Annotated in this window: 10 protein-coding genes; 5 read left to right on the top strand and 5 right to left on the bottom strand. The window is 69.2% G+C overall.

Annotation, left to right across the window (positions count from 1 at the left end):
* Positions 1-586: 586 nt before the first annotated feature.
* From RAB71_RS09845 to RAB71_RS09825, 5 genes are all read right to left on the bottom strand, one after another.
* On the bottom strand, positions 587-3,469 hold the full coding sequence (locus tag RAB71_RS09845) for a TIM-barrel domain-containing protein (RefSeq protein ID WP_010343899.1): 2,883 nt from the start codon (positions 3,467-3,469) through the stop codon (positions 587-589).
* 53 nt (positions 3,470-3,522) lie between these two features.
* Positions 3,523-5,208: a DUF5597 domain-containing protein gene (locus RAB71_RS09840; RefSeq protein ID WP_050946595.1), complete on the bottom strand. Its 1,686-nt coding sequence runs from the start codon at positions 5,206-5,208 to the stop codon at positions 3,523-3,525.
* A 17-nt stretch (positions 5,209-5,225) separates the two neighbouring features.
* On the bottom strand, positions 5,226-7,160 hold the full coding sequence (locus RAB71_RS09835) for a sialate O-acetylesterase (protein ID WP_010343901.1): 1,935 nt from the start codon (positions 7,158-7,160) through the stop codon (positions 5,226-5,228).
* Between the two features lie 84 nt (positions 7,161-7,244).
* Positions 7,245-10,112: a TonB-dependent receptor gene (locus tag RAB71_RS09830; RefSeq protein ID WP_234006560.1), complete on the bottom strand. Its 2,868-nt coding sequence runs from the start codon at positions 10,110-10,112 to the stop codon at positions 7,245-7,247.
* Positions 10,113-10,460: 348 nt separating this feature from the next.
* Positions 10,461-11,423: a LysR substrate-binding domain-containing protein gene (locus RAB71_RS09825; protein WP_010343903.1), complete on the bottom strand. Its 963-nt coding sequence runs from the start codon at positions 11,421-11,423 to the stop codon at positions 10,461-10,463.
* 280 nt (positions 11,424-11,703) lie between these two features.
* Here RAB71_RS09825 and RAB71_RS09820 point away from each other — a divergent pair, with 280 nt between their 5' ends.
* From RAB71_RS09820 to fdxA, 5 genes are all read left to right on the top strand, one after another.
* Positions 11,704-12,324, top strand: a complete 621-nt coding sequence (locus tag RAB71_RS09820) for a 2-dehydro-3-deoxy-6-phosphogalactonate aldolase (RefSeq protein ID WP_041500105.1) — start codon at positions 11,704-11,706, stop codon at positions 12,322-12,324.
* Positions 12,321-13,472, top strand: a complete 1,152-nt coding sequence (gene dgoD, locus RAB71_RS09815) for a galactonate dehydratase (RefSeq protein WP_010343906.1) — start codon at positions 12,321-12,323, stop codon at positions 13,470-13,472. The genes RAB71_RS09820 and dgoD overlap by 4 nt, the downstream gene beginning before the upstream one ends.
* Positions 13,473-13,476: 4 nt before the next feature.
* A complete protein-coding gene (locus tag RAB71_RS09810) occupies positions 13,477-14,400 on the top strand; it encodes an SMP-30/gluconolactonase/LRE family protein (protein ID WP_010343907.1) in 924 nt (307 codons plus the stop codon).
* Positions 14,397-15,296, top strand: a complete 900-nt coding sequence (locus RAB71_RS09805) for a 2-dehydro-3-deoxygalactonokinase (protein ID WP_010343908.1) — start codon at positions 14,397-14,399, stop codon at positions 15,294-15,296. Before RAB71_RS09810 ends, RAB71_RS09805 begins: the two co-directional genes overlap by 4 nt.
* 98 nt (positions 15,297-15,394) lie before the next feature.
* Positions 15,395-15,718 carry a ferredoxin FdxA gene (fdxA, locus tag RAB71_RS09800; protein WP_010343909.1) on the top strand — a complete coding sequence of 108 codons (324 nt, stop codon included), beginning with the start codon at positions 15,395-15,397 and terminating at the stop codon, positions 15,716-15,718.
* The last annotated feature ends 398 nt before the right edge of the window (positions 15,719-16,116 follow it).

Genomic DNA, 16,116 nt, shown 5'->3' with positions numbered 1-16,116 from the left:
GCGGCCCGAGCGATGGCTTACGCACGCAATGGATCCTGCCGCCCTGCAGCCAATTCATGGTCAACGCATGCAGAAGCGGGACACGGATCGAGCCAACGCATGTCATTGCGGGCAGTGATGGCCCGTCGCATGCGCGACACGCTGGCGACTGGCGCGGTCTCGACTCTGCGCAGGATGTGTCTACACACGGCACCATCTTGATGCGCTGCATCAAACTTGCGCGCAAGGCGTGCGCATGTTGCACCGTTGCGCATTCGATGCATCCCTTCTCCCCGTGGACCATGGTCCTCCTCGGGGAAGTACCCCAGGGAGCAGATGAAGCGCTGCGCTCCGTACCCTCACCCCAACCCCTCTCCCGACGGGAGAGGGGCTCAAGCGCGCCGCGGCCGCTTCTTTGCGGACGTCACGATCGTGCCCGCGCCAGCGAACATGCTTCCCTTCTCCCATTGGGAGAAGGTGCCCCGAAGGGGCGGATGAGGGTACGGGCGTAGCGCGCCTGTTTCGCTGCATCGCAAACCAGCCAGCACGCCACGACCGCCAGCATGGGGCAACCAACGCTGGCACCATCTCGCGCGCCATCCCAGGCTCATCCTGCCCGCGCCGCGACGGCATGGCCGGTTCCCTTGCGCGGCACCTCCAGGGGTTGGCCGCGATACTCCACACTGGCGTCGGCCGCGGGTTCGAGCGCGCCGGCATCGTCGCGTGGACCATCGACGAAGCGCACATGGAGGGTGCGCCGGTCCTGCATCCCTGGCCAGCGCCCCTCGCGCGCGCCGATGCGCAGCACGCCGCTGGCCTGGTCCCACTGCAACGGGATGCGGCTGAACTCGCCCTTCTCGTAGCCGTAGCCGGTGCCGTCGTCCTCGTACAGCGAGAAGCGGCCGTCGGCGCCGGTATAGACCACCACGGTCAGCGGTGCGTCCGGGATCTGGTCGACGTACTGCTGCACTTGGGTCATCGGCACGATGGCGCCGGCGCGCACGAACAGCGGCATGCGCTGCAGCGGCGCGGCGGCGTCGATGGTCTGGCCACCGGCGTGGCGCGCGCCACTGTTGAAGTCGATCCAGTCGGTACCGGCCGGCAGGTAGACCTTGCGCGAGGTCGCACCGAAGCGGGTCACCGGCGCGACCAGGAACGCCGGGCCGAACAGGTACTCGTCGTCGATGTCGGCGACCTTGGGGTCGTGCGGGAAGTCCATCGGCAGACCGCGCATCATCACCCCGTCGTGGTGATAGGTGTCGCCGGCGAGCGTGTAGATGTAGGGCAGCAGCGCGTAACGCAGGCGGCTGTAGTAGGCCATGCTGGCGTAGTACGGCGTGCCTTCCGGCGCGATGTTCCAGATCTCGCGGTACGGGAACTGGCCGTGCGAGCGGAACAGCGGCACGAAGGCGCCGAACTGGAACCAGCGCGTGTTGAGTTCGCGCCACTCCGGCAGGTGCGCCGGGTCCTGGCTTTCGTAGCGCTTCTCCACGGCGAAGCCGCCGATGTCGAAGGTCCAGTTCGGCAGGCCCGACATCGACAGGTTGACGCCGGCGGAGATCTGCTCGCGCATGTCCTCCCAGCGCGAGGCGATGTCGCCGCTCCACACCGCCACGGCGTTGCGCTGGATGCCGGCGTAGCCCTTGCGCGAGAGGATGAACACGCGCTTGCCGTCGGCGGCGCGGTCGCCGGCATAGACGCCGTGGGTGTGCGGCAACGGGTAGGAATTGAAGAACTCGGTGGAAGGCCCCAGCGCGGTCGGCGTGGTGCGCGCCTTGCGCTCGGCGATGTCCAGGTTGGAGTGCACGTCGGGCTCGTCGGCATCCAGCCACCAGGCATCGATGCCCTTGCGGTTGAGCGTCTCGTCGATCTGCCGCCAGTAGATCGCCTGCGCATCGGCCGCATATGGGTCGTAGAATGCGTTGGTGTAGCCCTTGCCGATCCAGTCCAGTTCGCCCACCTCGACGTTGCGCCGGTAGATGTGCCCGGCCGCGTCCAGTTCCTTGTAGTGGGCAGTGCTCGGATAGAACTTCGGCCAGACCGAGATCATCAGTTGCGCGTGGCTGGCGTGCACCGCCTTGACCATGCCGTCCGGATCCGGAAAGCGCGCGCGGTCGAAATCGTGCGAGCCCCAGGCGTTCTCCGGCCAGTACGACCAGTCGAGCACGATGTTGTCGATCGGCAATTGCCGCCGACGGTACTCGGCCAGCGCGCCGAGCAGTTCGTCCTGGGTCTTGTAGCGCTCGCGGCTCTGCCAGAAGCCGTAGGCCCACTTCGGCAGCAACACCGCCTTGCCGGTCAGCGTGCGGTAGCCGGCGATGACCTGGTCGGCGTTGTCGCCGGCGACGACGTAGTAGTCGATCATCTGCCCCGCTTCGGACCACAGCGACAGGTCGCCGGCTTCGGCCGCCGGCAGCGGGTCGCGATGCAGCAGCGCGATGTAGCTGGGATCGATCAGGTCCCATTCGACCTTGAGGGTATGCCGTTGGCCGGGCTGCAGCTGCAGCGCGAACTCGTGGTGCCAGGGGTTCCAGTTCTGCCGCCAGCGGTCGACCAGCAGCTTGCCGTCGACCCACAGCCTGGCGTACTCGCTGGCGTAGAGCGAGAAGGTATGCGTGCCGCCGCGTTCGGCCTCGATCTGGCCTTCCCAGCGCACCTGCATGCGGCGCTTGTCGCCCGGCTTGGCCGCGGCGGGGAATTTCGCCAGGTCCTTGATGTACTGATAGTCGATGTCGGCTTCGCGACGCTCCAGCACCGGCTTGCCGTCGATCGCGTAGTGCGCGGTCAGCGCTCCGGGCTTGCCGTGCGCGTCGTACAGGCGCAGTGTCGCCGGCAGCGGCTGCAGCCCGCGCGGATCGCCGAAGCGGGTGATCGCGTTGTTGTCCCACAGGATGCCGTAGTTGCGGCTGGACACGAGGTACGGCACCGCCATGTCGAGATTGCTCTGCAGCAGTTCGATGTCGTGGCCCTTCTGGTTCATCCAGCCCTGCTGGTGCTGGCCGAACCCGTAGAAGGCCTCGTCGGGCGGCGAGACGAAGCGCTGGCGCAGGCTCAGGTAGTGGCGGCCCTCGACCTGCAACGGCGCGAAGCTGCGCCCGCCCGCCACTTCCGCCAGTAGCGGCGTGCCCTGCGCATCGGTGAAGCCGACATGGCCATCGACGGTGGACACCTGCGCGGTCATCCGCGCGGTCTTGAGCTGCACCGTGTCGCCGCGCTGCTCCAGCGTAAAGCCGGTGTCGCCCTGCACCGGCACCCGCATCAGGCTGGGCGTGCGCTGGAACGTACCGGTGGGATCGGCGCTGACCCGGACGATGCCGCGGTCGATCACCTGCAGGCGTACCGGCGCCGCGCCCTTGGCGCTGGGATGCACGGTGACGCCGTCGGCATCGCGGGTCACCTGCTGCGCGGCGGCGGATGCGGCGACCGCGAGCAACGCCAGCGCCAACAGGCGTAGCAACGAAGGCGGCAGGCAATGGTTGGCGCGGTGCATGTTCACTCCCTTGGAAAGTCACGCGGCACGGCGCGTCTGGCGCCGCCGCGTCGTCAATAGGTCGCCAGGGTGACGCGCAGCAATTGCGGCACGTCGGAGAAATTGAGTCCGTAATCGGTCTGGTCGCCGTTCCAGTTGCGCCGGAACCGCCACTGCTCGCCGTCGTACACGCCCTCCTCGACCCGGTCGTAGAGCATGTTGGCGGTCGCGGCGCTGGCTGGGTGCAGGGTCACCCGCGCGTGCTGGGCGGTGATCAGGAAGGTGTCCGGGCCGAGTTCGGCGATCAGCGCCGCACCGATCGGCGCGGGATTGCCGGGCGGCTCGCCCTGGAACCAGAACTGCGGCACGCCGTAGGTGACGGTGGCGCTCCAGCGCGCGTTGAGCGGCAGTTCCTGCACCGCCTGGCCCGGCGCCTCGGCGGTGCCGTGCAGCTTGCCGGCGGCCGCGGCGCGGGCGAACACGCGCATGCCCATGCCCACCGCCCGATAGCCCAGCGCGAACGGCGCCAGCGCCTGCGCATCCACGCGCTTGGCGCCGAGCGGATAGTTGGAGTAGCCGCTGTAGTCGATGCCGAAGGTGGACCAGCCGATGCCGTCGTGACCCAGCGCCGGATACAGGTAGCGCGCGTACTCGGGGCGGTTGCCGGTCTCGGCGACGAACAGCGCGTTGTCGGGCCGCGCGTAGCGTTGCAGCACCGTGGTGTACAGCGGGTACTCGGGCATGTAGATGTCCGGCGCCAGCAGATCGATGTGCAGCGCCGCCGCCTTCCACACGTCCAGCACGTTGTCGGTGGGGCCGCCGCTGGCGTACTGCCCGGGCTGGCCCGGATTGAACGGGCCGCGCAACGCCGCATTGACGTAGATCGGCAAGGGATACGCGGCCTTGCCAGCCTCGGCGATACGGTCGATGAAGTGCGCGATGTGCCAGGCGTGGAAGATCTCGTCGGCATCGGCGCCGAACACCTGCGCCCAGCTGCCCGGCGACTTGCCGAGCCGCTGCAGCAATGCCTGCGGCACCGGGCCGTCGAACACGCGCTGCGCCATCGGCGAGAAATCGCGCGCACTGCCGTAGGTGCCGGGCTCGTTCTCGGCCTGCACCATGATCACGGTGCGCTGCGGATCGGCCTGGCGCAGATGCCGCATGAAGGCAACGAACGCGGTGCGGTCGGCTTGCAGCGTGGCCGGCGCCAGCGGCGACAGCGAACCCAGGCGTCGCCCGTCGCGCGCGACCACGCGCGGGAAGCGCGCATCGTCGGTCTTGACCCAGTGCGGCGCGTAGTTGGGGCCGTTGTTCTTCCAGGTGCCGAACCACAGCAGCACCAGCCGCACCCGTTGCATGCGCGCCTGCGCCAGCAGCGTGTCGACGAAGGAGAAATCGAAGCGGCCCTCTTCCGGTTCCACCTGCTCCCAGGCGATCGGCACCTGCACCGTGTTCGGCCCCAGCGCGCGGATCGCCGGCCACACCTGCGCCAGCGCCGCCGGATAGTTGCTGGAGTTGTTGACCTGCGCACCGAGGATCAGGAACGGTGCGCCGTCGACCAACAAGGCATGCCGACCGTCGGTGCTCACCAGGCGCGGGATCGGTGCCTGGGCCGGCGCCGATGTCGCGGCAGCAGGCGTGTGCCTACCACCCGACGCTGCATCCGGCGCGGCCTGGCAACCGCTCAGCAGCAGCGATAGCAGGACCGGCAGCCGCCATGCGGTGCGCAACGCGCGCAACGGCGATTCGGTTCTTCGCATGGGGCAGGTGCCCTGCCTCACCAATCGTCGCTGCGGAACGGGCCCACCGGCAACTGCTCGCGGTTGACCAAATTGGCGTCCTCGGGGTTTTCGCTCCAGGCGTAGCGCACTGCCTGCGGCTGCGGCACCGCGTCGCTGCGGACCACCACCTGGTCGCCCTCGATCCGTGCCTGCGCCGGATGGAAGCGGCGATCGGCGCCGGCCAGGGCGAAGCCACGCACCTCAGTGCCGCCGCCGCGCAACGCCAGGGTGCTGCCCATCAGGTCGAACATCACCCGTGCCTGTCCATCGGCGAACGTGGCGCGCGCGAACATCGGCGCGCTGTAGACCAGGGTTTCGCCGTAGGCCACGTGCCGTGCGACCAGCGCCAGGCGATGCCCCACGTCCTGCTTGTTGGGGGGATGGATGTTGTCCGGCGTGCCGATGTCGATGGTCACCGCCTGCCCGGTGGCCGGCAGCGCCAGCGTCCTGGTCTGCGATTCGCGCAGTTGCGCCCACGGACTCAGGTCGCCCTGATCGTTGCCGGCCTTCCAGTTGGCCAGTTGCACCCACAGGAACGGCAGCTGCGGCTGTCCGCGCTCCTGCCGCCAGCGCCCGATCAGCGAGGCGAACTGCTCGCGGTAGCGCAGCGCGCCATACGGGTAGGCGTTGCTCTCGCCCTGGTACCAGATCACGCCCTTGACCGGAAACGGCTGCAAGGGATGGATCATCGCGTTGTACAGCAGCGTCGGCACCTGGTTCTTGTCGTCGTTGGCGGCCAGCGTGACCTTGCCCGGGCGGAACTGCCAGTCGCCGGCCAGCGAGCGCGGCCGACCGCCGTCGGGCTGCACGAAGAACGCCGCCGCATCGCCGGGAATGCCGCCGAAGCCGCCGGTATCCAGAATGCGGATCGCGATGTGGTTGACGCCGGCGCGCAGCGCTGCCGGCGGCACGCGGTAGCGGCGCGGTTCGGTGTAGCGCCCTTCGGTGTGGCCGACCTCCACGCCATTGACGTAGGTGGTGTCGGCATCGTCGGCCGGGCCGATGCCCACGACGGCGCCGGCCTTGGCTTCGGCCGCGCTGAGGGTGAAAGTGCTGCGGTACCAGGCGACGCCGTCCATGCCGACGTAGCCATGCTGTTCCCACAGCCCCGGCAGCGGCTGGCGGTCCCAGTCGCGGTCGTCCAGATCGGCGGCGGCCCAGCCGGCATCCGCATCCGCGGTGGTCGGCTGCGGCCAGCGCGCCAGGCGCCGCCGGGTCTCGCCGAGGTCCTGTGCGTCCTTGGCCTGCATCTGCGCGATGCGCGTGCGCACCTGCGCCGCGTCCACGCCCGGCGAGGCCGCGTCCATCCAGGTCTCGATCGCGCTGCCGCCCCAGGTGCTGTCGATGATGCCGATCGGCACGCCGGTGCGCTGGCGCAGCTCGCGCGCGAAGAAGTACGCCACAGCCGAGAACGCGCCGGCAGTGGCCGGCGTGGCCGCGACCCAACTGCCCCCGGGCAGCCGCGGCTGCGGCTGCGCCGCCCAGGCCTTGGGCACCTTGAAGTTGCGCAGTTGCGGATCCGTTGCCGCCGCCACTTCGCGCGCGCCGTCGCGCGCCTGCGCCAGCGGCCACTCCATGTTGGACTGGCCGCTGGCCAGCCACACGTCGCCGATCAGCACGTCGCCGATGCGGCGCTGGCTGCCGTCGCCCTGCACGTCCAGCACGTACGGGCCACCGGCCGCATGCGCCGGCAACTGCAGTTGCCAGCGGCCATCGCGGCCTGCGACCGCACTGGCGCTGGCTCCGTCCAGGCGCGCCTGGATGCGTGCGCCAGGCGAGGCCCAGCCCCACACCGGAATCGGCGCATCGCGCTGCAGGACGGCGCCGTCGGCGAACAGCAACGGCAGTTGCAGTTCCGCCGCGGCCGGCCATGACGCGAACGCCAGCGCCAGCAGCGCCAGGCGAACGGTGGGATGCAGCGGTCTTGCCATGAGCGGTTCCTGCGTCGGGGGGAAAGCCGGCGGCAGCCACCCGCCTCGCCGCAGGCGGACCGCGCGCCGGAGACGGCTGTGCACCTACCAGTTGGCGCGCAACACCAGCGAGTAGCGACGATCGTTGACGAACCAACTGCGCGTGTACAGGTGATTGTCGACCTCGCCATCGCTGTAGGAGGTCGGCCCCATCAGCACCTTGGTCTCCGCGTTGGTGATGTTGTTGGCCTGGATGCCCAGTTGCAGGTGCGGCGTGAACCGATAGAACACCGAGCCGTCGAGCTGGCCGTAGTCGTCCGACCAGGTCGGCAGCTTGGTCGACACGTCGCTGGCGGTCAGCAGGTAGCGCGAGCGCCAGTTGTAGGCCAGGCGCACCGACAGCGGACCCTTCTCGTAGATGCCGGCGAGGTTGTAGCTGCGCCGCGACAGCCCTTCCAGCGGCAGCGCCACGCCGGTGACGGTGGTCTTGGTGTAGGGATCTGTGGCCGTGTTCACGCCGCCGCTGCTGTCGACGAAGGTGAAGTTGGCATTGACGCCGAAGCCGCTCATCCAGCCCGGCAGCGAATCGAAGAACTGCGTGTAACCGTACTCGAAGCCGCGGATGCGGCCCTTGTCCATGTTGTACGGACGCGTCACCAGGAAATCCTGGCCGCCGTAGTTCTCGGTGACGGTCTGGTTGGAGAAGTAGTCCTTGACGCTCTTGTAGAACAGCGTCACGTACATCATGTCGCTGCTGTCGAAGTACCACTCCAGCGCGGCGTCGTACTGGTCGGCCTTCATCGGCTTGAGGTTGGGGTTGCCGGCGGAGCCGGTCCAGTCCTTCAGCGAGCCGTCGTCGTTGACGGTGGCGGTGAGCAGCAGATACGGCTGCAACTGTGTGTAGTCCGGCCGCGCCATCGCCTTGGACGCGGCCAGGCGCAGTTGCAGCGCATCGGAGAACTTGAAGCGCAGGTTCAGGCTCGGCAGCACGTCGGTGTAGCTGCCGCGCGCGTCGTTCGGGAAGTACTGCCCGTAGTACTGGGCCTTGAGCGCGTCCGAGGCCGAGGTGGCGGACAGGTCCGGATACTGGCCGTAGCCCGAGGCCTCGGTCCTGGTCTGCACCACCCGCACGCCGATGTTGCCGTCCACCGGCACGCCCAGCGCGGTGTCGTTGCCGAAGTACATCACCATGTACGCGGCCTGGGTGCGCTCGAACTGGCGGTTGGTGTCCTGCAACTGGTACTGGTCCGGTGACCAGCCATAGCCGCGCAGCGCGACGATCTGCTCGATCAGCGCCGAGGTGCCGGCGTAATCCTTGACCGCGCTGTTGCGCGGGAAGTACAGGTTGTTGGGCACGCGCACATTGCCGCGCAGCAGGTTCGAAAAGGAATACAGCGACGAGGACGCGGTCATGTAGCTGGCCAGGTCGGCCAGGCCGGTGGCGGTGCCGGGGATGGTCGCCCAGTTGTCGCTGATCACGCCCCAGTTGTAGCCGGAATTCTTGTTGGTCTGGGTGCGGTCGGTGGCGCGGATGCCGGCACGGAAGGTGCGCAGCCACGGATTGTCGTCGTAGCTGTACTCCAGGTCGAAGCGCGTGGCCAGCTCGCGGCCGCGGTTCTTGGCCAGGTGATCCATCGCCGCGCTCCAGAAGTAGTTGGAGGGGTCGGCGGTGTAGCTCGGGTCGGCCAGGGTCACCGCAGGGTACTTGCCGCTGAGGTCGAAGGTCAGGCCCGGCAGATAGATCGAACTGAACAGAGTGAAGTCCAGGGTATCGCTCTGCGACTGCACCAGTTGCATGTCGCCGCGCACGGTCAGCCGGTCGGTCAGGCGATGGGTGAAGCCGCCGGACAGATCGGAGGTGGTGGTGCTCTGCCGGGCATAGCGGTTGTCGGTGTAGAAGCGCACGCCGTCGTTGCCGGTGACGTTGCCGCGCCAGGAACTGGACACCGGCGAGCCGCTGACGAAACGGCCTGCATCGTCGTAGGTGAAGGTGGTGCCCGGCGCCGGCGCGATCGCATTGGTGTCGTCGTTGAAGAACGCCGCGCGCTCCTGCCAGTTCATGTCGTAAGACGAGCGCAGGTATTGCACGTAGAGGTCGGTGGCGTCGCTGGGCCGCCACTGGAAGGCGGCCGCCACGCCCTTGCGCTTGCGTTCGAACTCCAGCTGGCGCCAATTGACGCCACCGGGCACGTAGACCTTGTCGAAGCTGGTGCCGGCCAGCAGCGCTGGATCGGTGCGGCGCACGAACGGTTCCACCTGGATGCCGTCGCTACGCGTGGCCAGTTCCGAATGCGCCACATCGAGCATGAAGCCCATCTCGCCCAGGCCGGTGTTCCAGCGATCACTGAACAGGAACGAGCCCGACGGCTTGTAGGTCTTGCTCAGGTCGCCGTAGTTGACGTCGGCGGTGAAGCCCACCACGCGGCCGGGCTGATCGAACGGCATGCGCGTGCGCAGGTTGACCGTGCCGCCGAGGCCGCCTTCGATGATCTCCGCCGAGGGATTCTTGTACACGTCCACGCCGGCCATCAGTTCGGCCGGCACGTCCTCGAAGCTGAGACCGCGTCCGCTGGCGGCACTGAAGCTGTCGCGGCCGTTGAGTTCGCCGCGCACCTGGGTCATGCCGCGGATCATCACCCCGCTGCCTTCGGCCGAGAAGTGATCCGGGTCGTTGCGCGCCATGAAGTGATCGATGGTCACGCCGCTGACCCGCTGCAGGGTCTCGGTGACGCTGCGATCCGGCAGCGCGCCGATGTCCTCGGCGCTGACCGCATCAACGATCTGCTCGGCGTCGTGCTTGATCGACTGCGACTTGATCAGGCTCGCCCGCACGCCCTTGACCTCGATCGCATCGAGCTGGACCGGATCGCTCTTCTTGGCGGCAGGCTGTTTGGCGGCAGGTTCGGCGTCCTGCGCCAGCGCCTGCGCGCTGAGCAACACGCCGATGCTCAGCGCGATGAGCGAATACGGCAAAACGCGGGTGCGGCGCGACGCTGCGGTCGGCCAGGCCGGACCACGGGGATGCTGCGATGCCATGCTGTTTCCCTCCCAGGAGACATGCACACAGACACGGGTGACGGTCGCGCCAGGGCGCCGTCCTGCGAGTTGTGACGGCATGGCCAAAGCCTCTGCCGTATCGGGTGGCGCTGCTGCTGTCAGGCAAGCGCGTCGCGACCGCGATCGGCCGAGACTAGAAATGCACTTCGCGTGACGCAAATGAAAATTTCACGCCTAGCTATGCCATTCCAGACTAGCGGGATGCACACCACGGCATGTCTACGAAATCGTCCACTCCCAGCATGACAACGCCAGCGATGACAGTCAGAGGCTGGCCGCGCGTTCGGGATACAGCCGCTTGGCGGCGTTGCGCAGCGCCAGCAACACGCGTTCTGCGCCCGGCGGCAGCAGATAATCGCGGCGGCGCACGATGCCGAAGGACTCCATGCGCACGCCCAGCGTGATCGGCAACACCGTCAACAGCTTGGCCTGCACGTACGGCGCCACCGCCTCCGCCGGCAGCGCGGCCAGCAGGTCGCTGCCGCGCAGCAGGCTGGTCATCACCGGCAGCGACGAGGTCTCGATGACGTTCTGCGGCGCGGGCACCGCGTGCTCCAGGAACATCGCGTCCAGGCGCGCGCGCAGCACGCTGTCGGCCGGCGGCAGCACCCAGCCGTAGCGGGCCAGGTCGGCATGGCGCAGGTCGGCGCGGGTGGACAGCGGGTGGCCGGCGCGGGCGATCACCGAGTGCGGCTCGTCGGCCAGCGGCTCGAATTCCAACGCCTCGGCACCATAGGGGCCGAGGATGCGCCCGATCACGATGTCGAGCTGGCCGTCGAGCAGCTTGGCCACCAGCGGCCGGCTGTAGTCCATCTCCACCCGCACCAGGATGCCGGGGAACTCGCGCTTGACCTCGGCGATCGCCTGCGGCACCAGATTGGTGCCCGGGTTGACCACGGTGCCGATCGAGACCTGGCCCATGCGCCCCTCGCACAGCGCCGCGATCTCTTCCTGGGCGCGGCCGATCTCGGACATCGCCGCGCGCGCGCGGCGGATCAGCACCTGCCCGTACCAGGTCGGCTCGACCCCGCGCGCGTGGCGCTCGAACAGCTTCACGCCCAGCAGGTCCTCCATTTCCGCCAGCAACTTGGACGCCGCCGGCTGGGTCATGCTGGCCGCCTCGGCGGCGCGCAGCACCGAACGGTGCTCGTGCAACTGCAGCAGCAACAACAGATGCCGGGTCTTCAGGCGCGCGGCGTTGAACCAGGGATTGGCGGAAGCGTTCATCGTGGGCAGGCGTCCTGGAAGGCGAAACCGCCTATTCGGCGGCGGAATAGAATATGCCTAAAATTTCATTTGCAGAGCATAGCTCACGCGCGCAGGCTACGGTCCATCGCGCCCCCGCCGGCGTCGCCGTTCGTCGGGCACCGGCCTGCCGCGGCGGATGCCGCGGGTTGCGCCAGCGCGCCGACGCACGGGCGCGGACCGCGGCCTCCCGCCTCCGGTCCCGCCGCGGCGTCGCGCTGGCCCGGCGCCTCCGTCACCGTCGTTTCCGCCAGGTATCCCGATGTCCGCCGCTTCCCCGTTCCGACTCCCGCTGATCGCGATCCTGCGCGGTCTCACCCCCGAGGACGCGCTGGCGCACGTCGGGGCGCTGGCCGATGCCGGCTACGACGCGATCGAGATCCCGCTCAACTCGCCGCGCTGGGCCGACAGCATCGGCCCGGCCGCGCAGGCGTTCGGGCAGCGCTGCTGGATCGGCGGCGGCACCGTGCTGCAGATCGGCGACGTCGACGCCCTGGCCGATCTCGGCGCACGCTTCATCGTCACCCCCAACACGCGCCCGCCGGTGATCCGCCACGCGGTCGCGCGCGGCCTGCAGGTGGTGGCCGGCTTCGCCACCGCCACCGAGGCGTTCGACGCGCTGGATGCCGGCGCGCAGATGCTCAAGCTGTTCCCTGCCGCCACCTACGGCCCCGGCCACGTGCGCGCCCTGCGCGCGGTGCTGCCGGCGCAGGTGCCGCTGTTCGTGGTCGGCGGCGTCAACACCGAGACCCTGCACGACTACCTCGGCGCGGGCGCGATCGGCGCCGGCATCGGCGGCGAGTTGTACCGCCCCGGCCAGTCGCTCGCACAGACCCAGGCGCACGCCGCCGCCTTCCGCCACGCCTATCTGGACCGCGCATGAAGATCGTCCGCCTCACCACCTACCACGCCGCGCCGCGCTGGCTGTTCCTGAAGATCGAGACCGACGAGGGCATCACCGGCTGGGGCGAGCCGGTCATCGAAGGCCGCGCGCGCAGCGTCGAGGCCGCGGTGCGCGAACTCGGCGACAACCTGATCGGCAAGGATCCGGCGCGGATCAACGACATCTGGCAGATGCTCTACCGCGGCGGCTTCTACCGCGGCGGCCCGATCCTGATGAGCGCCATCGCCGGCATCGACCAGGCGCTGTGGGACATCAAGGGCAAGGCGCTGGGCGTGCCGGTGTACGAACTGCTCGGCGGGCGCGTGCGCGACCGCATGAAGACCTACCGCTGGGTCGGCGGCGACCGCCCGGCGGCGACCATCGCCCAGATCCAGGGCTACCGCGACCTCGGCTTCGACACCTTCAAGTTCAACGGCACCGAGGAAATGAAGCTGATCGACGGCCCACGGGCGGTGGATGCCGCGGTGGCCAAGGTGGCGCAGATCCGCGAGGCGTTCGGCACCGCCATCGACTTCGGCATCGACTTCCACGGCCGCGTCGCCGCGCCGATGGCGCGCGTGCTGCTGCGCGAACTGGAGCCGTTCAAGCCGCTGTTCGTCGAGGAGCCGGTGCTGCCCGAGCAGGCCGAGTACTACCCGCGGCTGGCCGCATCCACGCCGATTCCGCTGGCGGCCGGCGAGCGCATGTTCTCGCGCTTCGACTTCAAGCCGGTGCTGCAGGCCGGCGGCCTGTCGCTGCTGCAGCCGGATCTCTCGCACGCCGGCGGCATCACCGAATGCCTGAAGATCGCCAGCATGGCCGAGGCCTACGAGGTCGGCCTGGCGCCGCACTGCCCGCTCGGCCCGGTGGCGCTGGCCGCCTGCCTGCAGGTGGACTTCGTCTCGCACAACGCGGTGCTGCAGGAACAGAGCATCGGCATCCACTACAACGAAGGCGCCGACCTGCTCGACTACGTGCTCAACAAGGACGACTTCGCCTGCGACAATGGCGGCAGCATCGCCGCATTGCCCAAACCGGGCCTCGGCGTGGAAATCGACGAGGAGCGCCTGCGCCATGCCAACGCCAACCCACCCGACTGGCACAACCCCATCTGGCGTCACGCCGACGGCAGCATCGCCGAGTGGTGAGCCGATGAGCGTCACCACTCCGCCCCGCCACACCGCCACGCTGGCGGTGGACAGCCGCTGCGCGCATGGCGAAGGCATGCTGTGGTGCGAACGCCGCGGCGTGCTGTTCTGGGTCGACATCAGCGGCCGCCGCCTGTGGCGCCACGATCCGTCCAGCAACGTCAGCCGTCATTGGGACCTGCCCGACCGCCCCGGCTGCCTGGGCCTGTTCGAAGACGGCCGCCTGCTGCTGACGCTGGCCAAGGGCGTGTACGTCGCCGATCCGGATGCCGCCGCCGAGGCCGACAGCGCGCTGCCGCTGCAGCACCTGGCGGACGTGGAGCCGGAACGCGACGACACCCGCAGCAACGACGGCCGCGCCGACCGCCACGGCAACTTCGTGTTCGGCACCATGAGCGAACGCGAGGACCAGGCGCCGGTCGGCAGCTTCTACCAATGGTCGGCGCGCTACGGCCTGCGCCGCCTGCCGTTGCCGGGCGTGGCCATCCCCAACGCGATCTGCTTCAGCGCCGACGGCCGCACCCTGTACTACTGCGACTCGGTGCAGCCGCGCATCCTGTGCTGCGACTACGACCCGGATACCGCGCACACCGCCAACAGCCGCGTGTTCGCCGAACTGGACCATGCCGGCGCCGAGCCGGACGGCGCCATCGTCGATGCCGAAGGCCACCTGTGGAACGCGCAATGGCGCGCCTGGCAGGTGGTGCGCTACCGCCCCGACGGCAGCGTCGAGCGCCGTGTCGCGCTGCCGGTCAAGCATCCCACCTGCCCCGCCCTGGGCGGCACCGACGGCGGCACGCTGTACCTGAGCACCTCGCGGCAGGATCACAGCGAGGACGAACTGGCACGCACGCCGCAGGCCGGCGGCGTGTACGTGGCCGCGGTCGGCATCGCCGGCCTGCCCGAAGGACGCATCGCCAGCGCATGATCGTCGTCGATTGGGGGACCAGCAGCCTGCGCGGCTATCGGCTCGATGCCGACGGCGGCATTCTCGACCAGCGCCGCAGCGACCAGGGCATCGCCGCCTGCCAGGGCCGCTTCGCCGCGACCCTGGCCACCCTGATCGACGGCTGGGACGGCGACATCGTCCTGTGCGGGATGATCGGCAGCCGCAACGGCTGGATCGAACTGCCGTACGCGTCCTGCCCGGCCGACGCTGCCGCCCTGGCCGCGGCGATGCAGCCACTGCAGGATCCGGCGCTGCCCGGCCGCACGCTGTGGTTCGTGCCCGGCGTGGCCAGCGACGCCGACGCCGTGCCGGACGTGATGCGCGGCGAAGAGACCCAACTGATCGGCCTGCTCGCGTTGCTCGCGCAGGAACCGCCGACGACCGAGGTCCACCACGTCTGCCTGCCCGGCACGCACAGCAAGTGGGTGACCCTGCAGGACGGGCGCATCGCCTCGCTGGCGACGATGATGACCGGCGAGCTGTACGCGCTGCTGCGCACGCACAGCCTGCTGGCGCGGCTGATGGACGCCGACGACGGCGTCTTCGATGCGGCCGCGTTCGACGCCGGCGTGCAGCGCAGCGGCGACCCCGGCGGGGTGCTGCACCATCTGTTCGGCGTGCGCAGCCTGGGCCTGTTCGAACGCCTGAGCGCCGCCGCGGCACCGTCGTATCTGTCCGGCCTGCTGATCGGCCACGAACTGCGCGCGCACCCCACCTTGCCGCCGGTGGTGCACCTGGTCGGCGGCAGCGGCCTGCTGGCGCGCTATGCGCATGCGCTGGCCACGCTCGGCAGCCGCGTGCGCACCCATCCGGAGGATCTGGCCGCACGCGGCCTGTATCGGCTGGCGCAGCAGCGCGGCGGCCTCGCCGGCTGAGCCGCGTGCACCGGCCGCCTCCTGCCCGGCTGCCCCGCACACACGGCGGCGGTGGCCGCTTTGCATTAGAATTGCCGGGTTAATCGCCGGATCCCGCCATGCCTTTCGTCGTCACCGAAAACTGCATCAAGTGCAAATACACCGACTGCGTGGAAGTGTGCCCCGTGGACTGCTTCCACGCCGGCCCGAACTTCCTGGTGATCGATCCGGACGAGTGCATCGACTGCACGCTGTGCGAGCCGGAATGCCCGGCCAACGCCATCTACCCCGAAGACGACGTGCCCGCAGGCCAGGAAGGCTTCGTCGCACTCAACGCGGAACTGGCCAAGGCCTGGCCGGTCCTGACCACGCGCCAGGAACCGCTGCCCGACGCCGCCGAGTGGGACGGCAAGCCGAACAAGCTGCCGCTGCTGCGGAAGTAACTGCGCCGCGGATTCTGCCCAGGCGCCGCCCGCCAGACCGTACAAAACCGTAGAGACAAGCTGCGGCTTCAGGGCGCCTCTGACAACTCGCGTTGCCGCCGCTCGACCGGACACGCGGTTACACCCTCCTAGGCGTGAGGCTTCGCCCGTACCCTCATCCGCCCCTGCGGGGCACCTTCTCCCGAGGGGAGAAGGAAGAAGCCGAAGCCCCTCTCCCCTCGGGAGAGGGGTTGGGGTGAGGTACGGCGCCCAGCAGCGCGCTGAAGCAAGGAGCGGCTCTTATTGCCTTTTTTGAATCAGCCGCGACGCGCATCTTGCAGAGCCTATCGCGGCCAACGCCGCTACTTGCATACGCAGGGCACCTCTGACAACTCGCGTTGCCACCGCTCGACCGGACA

The organism is Xanthomonas sacchari (assembly GCF_040529065.1).
GTDB classification, from domain to species: Bacteria; Pseudomonadota; Gammaproteobacteria; order Xanthomonadales; family Xanthomonadaceae; genus Xanthomonas_A; species Xanthomonas_A sacchari.
This window is presented reverse-complemented; position numbering and strand designations above follow the sequence as displayed.